This window comes from Arsukibacterium sp. (assembly GCF_036735525.1).
Classification (GTDB): Bacteria; Pseudomonadota; Gammaproteobacteria; order Enterobacterales; family Alteromonadaceae; genus Alishewanella.
Genome location: NZ_DAINOE010000001.1, coordinates 1 through 8645 on the forward strand (window position 1 = coordinate 1; position 8645 = coordinate 8645).

10 protein-coding genes and 1 pseudogene are annotated in these 8645 nt (G+C 47.9%); 4 read left to right on the forward strand and 7 right to left on the reverse strand.

What is annotated here, in order from left to right; genetic code table 11:
- Positions 1-277 precede the first annotated feature (277 nt).
- From V7D78_RS00005 to V7D78_RS00015, 3 genes and pseudogenes are all read right to left on the reverse strand, one after another.
- Positions 278-526 carry a helix-turn-helix domain-containing protein gene (locus V7D78_RS00005; RefSeq protein ID WP_333606490.1) on the reverse strand — a complete coding sequence of 83 codons (249 nt, stop codon included), beginning with the start codon at positions 524-526 and terminating at the stop codon, positions 278-280.
- Between the two features lie 121 nt (positions 527-647).
- Positions 648-749, reverse strand: a pseudogene (locus V7D78_RS00010) (transposase domain-containing protein); the annotation flags it as partial.
- Entirely contained in the window at positions 704-964 is a 261-nt protein-coding gene (locus V7D78_RS00015) for a DUF4113 domain-containing protein (protein WP_333606363.1), read from the reverse strand. The pseudogene V7D78_RS00010 and the gene V7D78_RS00015, both read right to left, overlap by 46 nt.
- A 196-nt stretch (positions 965-1160) precedes the next feature.
- On the opposite strand from V7D78_RS00015, the gene V7D78_RS00020 reads away from it, so the two are divergent.
- Positions 1161-2051: an IS982 family transposase gene (locus V7D78_RS00020; RefSeq protein WP_333606364.1), complete on the forward strand. Its 891-nt coding sequence runs from the start codon at positions 1161-1163 to the stop codon at positions 2049-2051.
- Positions 2052-2058: 7 nt separating this feature from the next.
- On the opposite strand, the gene V7D78_RS00025 is transcribed toward V7D78_RS00020, so the two are convergent.
- The 4 genes from V7D78_RS00025 to V7D78_RS00040 all read right to left on the reverse strand — a co-directional run bounded on the left by V7D78_RS00025 (position 2059) and on the right by V7D78_RS00040 (position 4658).
- Positions 2059-2409 (reverse strand): hypothetical protein, encoded by a 351-nt coding sequence (locus tag V7D78_RS00025; protein ID WP_333606365.1) that lies wholly within the window; start codon positions 2407-2409, stop codon positions 2059-2061.
- 237 nt (positions 2410-2646) lie between these two features.
- Positions 2647-2928: a hypothetical protein gene (locus V7D78_RS00030; RefSeq protein WP_333606366.1), complete on the reverse strand. Its 282-nt coding sequence runs from the start codon at positions 2926-2928 to the stop codon at positions 2647-2649.
- Positions 2929-2998: 70 nt separating this feature from the next.
- The gene (locus V7D78_RS00035; protein WP_333606367.1) at positions 2999-3217 is read right to left on the reverse strand and encodes a hypothetical protein; all 219 of its coding nucleotides are present in this window, start codon (positions 3215-3217) and stop codon (positions 2999-3001) included.
- Positions 3218-3737: 520 nt separating this feature from the next.
- On the reverse strand, positions 3738-4658 hold the full coding sequence (locus tag V7D78_RS00040) for a 2-hydroxyacid dehydrogenase (RefSeq protein ID WP_333606368.1): 921 nt from the start codon (positions 4656-4658) through the stop codon (positions 3738-3740).
- Between the two features lie 92 nt (positions 4659-4750).
- Here V7D78_RS00040 and V7D78_RS00045 point away from each other — a divergent pair, with 92 nt between their 5' ends.
- The 3 genes from V7D78_RS00045 to V7D78_RS00055 all read left to right on the forward strand — a co-directional run.
- On the forward strand, positions 4751-6469 hold the full coding sequence (locus V7D78_RS00045; RefSeq protein WP_333606369.1) for a lysophospholipid acyltransferase family protein: 1719 nt from the start codon (positions 4751-4753) through the stop codon (positions 6467-6469).
- A 125-nt stretch (positions 6470-6594) separates the two neighbouring features.
- Positions 6595-8220 carry a DUF3300 domain-containing protein gene (locus V7D78_RS00050; RefSeq protein ID WP_333606370.1) on the forward strand — a complete coding sequence of 542 codons (1626 nt, stop codon included), beginning with the start codon at positions 6595-6597 and terminating at the stop codon, positions 8218-8220.
- Between the two features lie 132 nt (positions 8221-8352).
- Positions 8353-8645 (forward strand): OmpW/AlkL family protein (locus V7D78_RS00055; RefSeq protein WP_333606371.1); only part of this gene is annotated, 293 nt, incomplete at its 3' end.

Here is an 8645-nt window from a genome sequence, read left to right on the forward strand (position 1 = left end):
AGAGCTGCCTACCGCTGATACCCCAGACAAGCTGACAAAGCTGTTGCCATTCTGACTTATAAGCAATCACACTGGGACGGTGTGGTTGCTGCAACGCTTACTTCGCAAAGGTCACAAATGGACTGCATCAGACTTTGCACTAAAAGGACGACTTATGTCTCTCAATTGATTTCCCGCAAGGCTTGCTGGTGGCAGCCAGATATATCAACAAACTACGAAGCGGAGCTGCGTACAGCACACAGGCATCAAAGACTACGGTGTAGTTTGAACTCATCAATTAATACCCCAATCCTAATTCCTGATCTAATTGGGATAATTCATCTAAAGCCTGCAGCCGTTGTGTTTCGATCTGATGTTGATAAAGTTTGATATCGTTAAAACGCACCTTTCTGCGATTTCCGGTCCGGTGAAAAGGAATTTGGTGGTCGTCCAATAACTTAATGAGTGTCGGGCGAGAAACATTAAATAAATCAGCGGCTTCCTGAGTTGTGAGTTCAGCATGGATAGGGACCAGCTTTACGCTTATCCGTCAACAAACAACGTGACGGATGGAAAACCAAGACGTTATGTTTTATCCAAGGAAGATTTAGATGGCATTAATTGATTGTGAGCGTAACAACAACCACACCTTGCGGTGTGGCTGTTGATCAATACGGCAGGAGTTGCTGCAGTTTCTCTTGGGTGTTGGCTTTGGGTAGCTCGGTTAACAAGCGGCATAGGTAATCATACGGCTCCAGTCCGTTGATTTTCCCCGCCAATTAGTCGTGTAAGCCGGTGATAGAAGTTCATGTTTCATACTCCAGTCCTGCTTAGTACCTTGGCTGGCAAACCAAATAGTCTTAGCGTGTTTAGTGTTCAGATTATCCATTAGCTGCATCAACTTCTGATCTGATTCTCGCTGCACTAGCGGCTCATCGAACAGGCCAGGCTGATAAACGCCGGGGTCATAAAAATCTGCCAACATTACACCTGCTTTGGCGTAACTTGGCGCTATAACCTACAATATATTAATTATTAATGATTGTTATACGTCATAAGCATCATTATAATTGCTATTATATTACTTAACCTGAACTCGGGATAAGAAAGTTTGAACTAAAGGCCCTCTTCGTGATCGGATCTTTCGACCAAGATAAACCCAATCACAACAAAGAGGGCCTATGCACAAGTTAGTGGAAGTATTTTGCGATGTCGATGATTTTTCTGCTGTTTTCATCCCTGAATGGGAAAAAACTTTGTTAACCGATGGAACTCGCAAGCGTCAGCGCTCTTGTCGCATGACGATGAGCGAAGTCATGACCATCATTATCTTCTTCCAGATGTCCCATCATCGTGATTTCAAAAACTTCTACACTGGCTACCTGGCTCATTTTTACAAATCAGCGTTTCCAAATCTACTCAGTTATACCCGCTTTCTTGAGGTGATGCCTACCGCCTTAGTGCCTCTTTGCAGCTACTTTTCCAGCCTGAAAAGTGAGCCAACTGGCATTGAATTTGTTGATTCAACCAGTATCAAAGTCTGTCATAATTTGCGCATTCAGCGGCATAAAACCTTGTCAGGACTGGCGTGCAGAGGCAAAGGCACTATGGGCTGGTTCTATGGATTTAAGCTGCATTTGATTGTGAATCATCAAGGAGGAATTGTGGCGGCCAAAATCACCCCAGCCAATGTACATGATACAAAACCAGTGGCGGACATGGTGTTCAGCCCCATGGATAAACTTTATGCCGACAAGGGCTACATCGGCAAAGCACTGTCCAGTGAGCTACTTGAGAAAGGCATCACGTTGGTGACGAATGTGCGTAAAAACATGAAAGCAAAGGCCATATCGTTGTGGGACAGAGCCATGCTATCAAGGCGCTTTATCATCGAAACCATCAACGACCAGTTGAAAAACATCTCACAGATAGAGCACTCCAGGCACCGCAGCGTTCATGGCTTTATGCTGAACATGATTGCAGGCCTCATTGCCTATCAATTGAAAGAGAGTAAGCCACAACTGAACATCACTAACGCGGAGTTTAATGCTATTACAGTCATGGCTCGTTAAACCGATCTCAGGTTAAATTAATATCTTTAGCCCGTGCAAGATGGACCCAATAAAAGCACATCCTATCCCTTAAATCTGAATTGATGAAAAATAGTTCAGCGGCTCGTCGAACCTGTTTCTCATTGAGCAAACCTAATTCATTGGCCTCATCAATTGAACTAATGACCAACAAAGAAAGCGCACTTTGGCAATCAAAATCAATTTCTTTAGTTTCAAGTGCATCCAACATCTCATCGATTCTAGCTGGATCCGCAAGTTCAATTTCCCAATCCTGCTCTCTACCAGTGGCCGGGAGATTTAATAATTTATTAATGGCATCTTCTGCTTCTATCTTTGGACCATAAAACTCTACAAACATAATTTATAGCTCCGGATAAGCTGTTTTTACACCAATTTCGGCTCGGGACAAGCCTTATCGTTGATGAAGCCACAAAAGAACCATCAGGCATTATAATACGTGCTGGAAACCCACTTGGTAAAGGAACTGAAATAGCACCGTGCGTTAAATTTCCAAGATTTTCTTGGATCAAACGTGCAGCAGCCTGATTATCTAAAAATTGACCGATTAGTTTTCCTGAACCATTAGCTCTTTTGGTTAAAAACTCAGTGGCGTCTTGTCCATGTGTTGTAAAAGTATGGTGAGCGTAACAACATAATAGGTCACCGTATCGCCACCGGCTTTTTTATCTATGCGTTTTACCAGCTTTTGCGCTGCATCATAACTAAAGCGGCTTTCACCCTGATTCGACCAGATAGTGTGTGGCTTATCAAAGATAGTGTAGTCTACCCGCCGGGTTAAACTGCTGCCAACATAACGGTGAGTTTGGTTACCACGCGCGTCATAGCAAAACCGCCGGCTGATGACTGCGGGTAACACACCTGGTTCATAACTGGAATTGACGTGTTGCTATACTTCCCCCAATGATCCTAAACACAAATAGGTTTTGCTAATTCCAGTCAATAACCCATTGTGACTCTTCGAAATAGGCCTTAAGTGACTCGATGTTCTCAATCCAGTCATCATAACCAGTTTCAAATGATTCGTTTTCTGAAATAACAACAAAAAAGCTTCCTGTATTGGCAGCGTCATCAAGCACTTTCACGTAATAACCAGCATCATCTCCCTGTAGTATTTTTCCAACAGTATTTACTCTGATCTTTTCCATGATTTTATCAGTCCACATAAGGTATATGAGCGTTGCAGGATTGCAAAAGCGAGGGGCCCCGATGCGTAATATTTAACAACGCCTGCAGGTTTGGCAACGGCGTAAAGGGGTTGCTAAAGCCCTGCCAGGTTTTAGAGATATTAGGGGCAGAAAAAATTAACTTTGAGTCTTCATACTTTTCGGCACTGTCGCTATGTCAGACTCAATTCTCAAAAAAAATGCAAAAAAATCCCCCCGCTAGCGGAGGGACTTTTTGGTCATTCCAATCGACCCTTGGCGCATCCTGCTGTCAACATAACAGACAGATCGCTTCAGCTTTAGTGAAAAACGCTGACAAAGCCATTAAACAGACTACGACAGCGATTGTAGTAAAGCCAAAACCACGACTGGACGCTCTACTCATTTGATACCTCAGTGACGCATTTTATTCTTTTTATTAGGATTTAAGACCAATATACCTAAATCCGCGCCTAGTGTAGTCAAGTTGTCAAAAAGTTACAACAGCTGTATTTTTAACCAGTCAGTAGCCTTGACTTAGATCTACCTGATTCAATAACGGCAAACCCTGCTCGGTACGTTGATAATTGTCGACAATTTGCGCAATGACCGTCTCTACACGAGTCACCGCTGAACTGTGTGGCGTGACCAACACCGCAGGGTGCTGCCAGTATGGGTGCTCTGTCGGCAATGGCTCAGTGGCAAATACGTCTAAGCAAGCTGCGGCAAGATGGCCACTGTCCAGCGCTTGTAACAGCGCGGCATCATCAACAATAGCGCCACGGGCGACATTAATAAAAATACTGCCGGGCGCCATCATCGCCAATACCTCTGTATTAAGCATCTGCTTTGTCTCTGGCGTTAAAGGGAGTAAACAGATCACCAGCTGCGCATTGGCAAAGGCCTCTGGCAGCGCTGACAGCCCGGCATAACAATCTACGCCGCTAAGCTGTTTAGGCCGGCGTGACCAGCCACTAATTTGATACCCCTTTTGTAAAAAATGAGTGGCTACAGCCGCCCCCAGCTCTCCTAAGCCCAACACACAGATACGCTGAAACCTTCTTGGGCTGCGCGAGCGCCATGTTCGGGCCTGTTGCTGCGCCACAAATTGATCTAACCGTAAGCGGTAATAGCTTTCAATGCCATCCAAATAATTAATCATCGCCTTAGTTAACGCCGGGTCGACAATGCGCGCCAGCGGCATTGGCGGTAAACCTGGATCAGCTAAAATGCCATCCACTCCCGCGCCAAAGCTTTGAAGCGCTTTTAACGCCGGCAAACTAGCTAAAGCCCCAAGGGGCTGCTTCCATAGCACGGCAAAACTTACCTGCTCAGGCCTGGGAATATCCGGCCAGATATAAATTGGAGTCTGTGGCAATGCCTGCTGCAAGCGCAGCTGCAAATCGTCAAGTTTTCTATCAGGAATAATCAGTGCTATGGCCAAGGGTGTCACCAAAGTGTCAATAAAGGGTCATGAAAACGCCATCATCCGGGTTGATGCTTAGCGCTTAATACCATAGCACGGAGCAGTGCCAGATGTTTAGTGTAGAACAGGTCATTAATCAGCAACTCCCCAGAGTAAGCCAGTCCCGCTGGCTCAACCGCCCGGTCACTGGCGCCTTACGTTATTTATTGCACGAGCAGGAGTTTCAACACTTTGCCGGGCGTTACCCACACTTAACAGGCCTGGAGTTTGTCGAGCAGGTGCTGGAGTATTTTTCGTTCAGCTATGCGGTGCGCGACAATGAACTGGAGCGTATCCCCTCTTCTGGCCGGGTCGTCATTATTGCCAATCACCCTATAGGTTCACTGGATGGCCTGGCGCTGATTAAACTGGTCAGTGATATCCGCCCTGATGTTAAAGTCATTGCCAACCAATTGCTGATGTCGGTGCAGCCACTGCATCCCTTGTTGCTACCGGTCAATAATATGCAAGGCGGTACTGAGCGCCGCCGCCTGGATAATATCCAGCAACATCTGGCCGCTGAGGGGGCGTTAATTCTGTTTCCGGCCGGCGAAGTATCCCGGCTTAAGCCCAATGGCATTCGTGATGGTAAATGGCACCCGGGGTTTTTACGCTTTGCGCTGGCAGCTAAGGCACCCATTTTGCCTATTTATATCGATGGCCGTAATTCTGCGTTATTTTATGGTGCTTCAATGTTGTATAAACCGCTGGCCAGCATGTTGCTGGTGCAGGAGATGTTTAAACAAAAACGTAAAAGCATCAGTTTACGCATTGGTGATCTTATTCCCTTTGATACCAGCAACAACTTGCCGTTAGATATTCAGTCAAAAGTTAAGCTGTTTAAAAAACACCTGTACCGCTTAGCCAAAGACAAAGCACCGTTATTAAACACCCAGACCGCCATCGCCCACCCGGAAGATCGGCAAGCCCTGAAAAAAGCCATTGATGGCTGTGAGTTACTCGGCAGCACGGCCGATGGTAAGCAAATGTATTTATACCACCACCAACAAAGCTCAGCCTTAATGCGCGAAATTGGCCGTCTCAGAGAACTGTCATTTCGGGCTGTGGGTGAAGGCAGCGGGTTTCGGCGCGATATAGACCGCTTTGACAGCCACTATGATCATTTAATTTTATGGGATAAAGAGCAACTGGAAATTGTTGGGGCTTACCGCTTTGCTAACACCGCTAAAGTATTAGCTACGCAAGGACAAGACGGCTTATATACCGCCAATTTATTCCAGTTTGAAGCTAGCATGCAGCCATTTTTGGCTGCCGGGTTGGAGCTGGGCCGCAGCTTTGTACAACCGCGCTTTTGGGGTAAACGTAGCCTGGACTACTTATGGTATGGCATCGGCGCTTATTTACAGAAAAACCCGGACATCCGCTATTTGTTTGGCGGTGTCAGCTTACCCGGCAGCTACCCGCAGGCCGCCCGCGATTTGCTGGTGTATTTTTATAGTTTGTATTTTTCGGATGCAGATCTTAAAGCCAGCTCGAATCATCCTTATCAGCTGCCGCTGGACATGATGCAGCAGTTGCAACAACAATTCAGTGGTCAGGACTATGCCGAAGACTTTGTGCAGTTAAAACATTTACTGGCCAATATGGGCGTTAGCATTCCTACTCTGTATAAACAATACAGTGAATTATGTGAACCGGGCGGCGTGCGCTTTCTGGCCTTTGGTACCGATCCGGACTTTGCTAATTGTATTGATGGTTTAGTTCTGGTCGATTTACAGCAGTTAAAAGCCAGCAAAAAGGCACGCTATCTGGGAGGCAACCCTCTTTAAACAGAGGTAAAAATGTAAAGCTTTGTAAAGTTCAGCTTTCATTCAGCCCCAGGGCGCTATACGTTGTATACTTGTACAAAATGTCGGCATAAGGCCGGCATACCGCAAGTTGCGGAGGATACAACATGAACCGCTTACCCAATGTAATACGCATTCTGCTGCTAAGCATGCTACTGCTTGCCAGCAACAGCTTTGCCCAACCACAGAGCCGGGTGCTTAGCGATCAACAACTGGATCAGATGCTGGCCCCAGTGGCGTTATACCCTGATGCTCTGCTTACTCATGTGCTGATCGCCGCTACTTATCCGCTAGAAGTAGTGCAGGCGCACCGTTGGCTGCAGAGCCAACCTGGTTTGAATGGTGAAGCCGCTGTCAATGCTGCAACCGAGCAAGACTGGGATCCCAGTGTGCAGGCGCTGACTGCCTTTCCTAATTTACTGGAACGGCTGAATGATGATCTGCAATGGACACAGCAGCTGGGCGAAGCCTTTTTAGCTGATGAAGCACAAGTGCTGGCCAGCATACAACGTTTACGGCTGGCTGCAGAGCAACATGGTAGCCTGGCGCAACTTGAACATGTCGTGGTAGAGCGCGAGCGCGAAGTGATAGTGATTGAGCCGGCGCAGCGTGAAGTGATCTATGTGCCCTACTATGACAGCCGAGTGGTTTATGGCAGCTGGTGGTACCCGGCTTACCCGCCGGTATACTGGTACACGCCAGGCGTACATTTCTCGCACAGCTATGTATACTGGGGCCCCAGCGTTATCGTGCGCCCGGGTTTTTACTTCAGTATCTTTGACTGGCATCACCGCCATATTATTGTAAACCATCATTACTATCACCGTCCGCCGCGCTATTACCCTAAGCGTCACCATCATTATGCTGACGCCCATCGCTGGCAGCATAATAACTATCACAGACGTGGCGTGCATTATCGGCAACCTCAGCTTAACCAGCAATTTAACGGTGGTTATGGCCAGCAATCTACCAGGGAGTACAGTCGGATGGCGCAGGATCAACGCCCGGTGCGCCAGCAGCAAACCGAGCACCAGTATCAACGCCGTAGCGCCGAGCAAGTGTCTATTCGCCAGGGACAACCCAGACCGCAGCATGACAGTAATGCGCACCGGCAAATGGCCGATGCGACACCGCGGGTAGAGCGTAACGAGCCGGTCAGCCAGGAACGGCGCAGCATGAATCCACAGCGTCGTTTAGAGCAAATTCGCGCCGAGCAGCAATCTGAAAGGATTCAGCCTGAGCGTGACCGTATACAGCCACAAAGGCCTGTCGCACAGCAACAAGCTGAGCGTGTTCAGCCACAGCGTGACCGTATACAACCGCAAAGGCCTGTCGCACAACAACAAGCTGAGCGTGTTCAGCCGCAGCCTGACCGTATACAACCGCAAAGGCCTGTCGCACAGCAACAAGCTGAGCGTATTCAGCCGCAGCGAGACCGTATACAACAAAGACCTGCGATGCAGCAGCAATCTGAACGGGTGCAGCAGCATCGGCCTGAAGTGCAGCCGCAGCCGCAAATCAGGACGACACAGAGTTTTAGTACACGCCAACAGCAACCGGTGACACAAACTACGCAGCAACCACATCGTCAGCAAGCGACACCGCAACGCGCAGCAGTCTCTGCTCAACCTGCAGCCATGCCAGCGGCAAGGACAGAAAACCGTAACCCGTCGCCTCGTCCGCAAAGCAGCACCTTTAATCGGGAGCAGCGCCAACAAATGCGAGAGCAATAATCAAAGTAATGTTTGATATAGAATAAGTCCGGCGGCTAATTTACACCTTAGCCGTCGAATTTTTTGATCCAGCCCAAAGACTGCTGTTTAAAAGCGCGCACAATGCCCGCAGTGATTAAACAGGAGCACATCATGAAAACACTCGTTAGCGCCCTCACCCTATCTTTAGGATTATTAGCCACCTCAGCTCAGGCAGAGTTTGCCGTCAATGTCGGTGCCATCAGCGTGATGCCCAGTGACAGCAGCAGCAATCTGGGCACGGTTGAGCAACTCGCTGGTCTCGCCAATGGCTCCACCGGTGTCGGTGTCAATAACAATACTCAGTTAGGCCTGACCTTTGACTACAGAATTGATCAAAACTGGGCAGTACAACTGATCGCCGCCACCCCATTTAGCCACGACATTAGCGGTACCGGCGCTATTGA

Bases quoted from the DNA above. Each gene is read 5' to 3' on its own strand.
- V7D78_RS00015 (WP_333606363.1), bottom strand. From the start codon at position 964: ATGTTGGCAGATTTTTATGACCCCGGCGTTTATCAGCCTGGCCTGTTC.
- V7D78_RS00020 (WP_333606364.1), top strand. From the start codon at position 1,161: ATGCACAAGTTAGTGGAAGTATTTTGCGATGTCGATGATTTTTCTGCT.
- V7D78_RS00025 (WP_333606365.1), bottom strand. From the start codon at position 2,409: ATGTTTGTAGAGTTTTATGGTCCAAAGATAGAAGCAGAAGATGCCATT.
- V7D78_RS00035 (WP_333606367.1), bottom strand. From the start codon at position 3,217: ATGGAAAAGATCAGAGTAAATACTGTTGGAAAAATACTACAGGGAGAT.
- V7D78_RS00045 (WP_333606369.1), top strand. From the start codon at position 4,751: ATGTTTAGTGTAGAACAGGTCATTAATCAGCAACTCCCCAGAGTAAGC.
- V7D78_RS00050 (WP_333606370.1), top strand. From the start codon at position 6,595: ATGAACCGCTTACCCAATGTAATACGCATTCTGCTGCTAAGCATGCTA.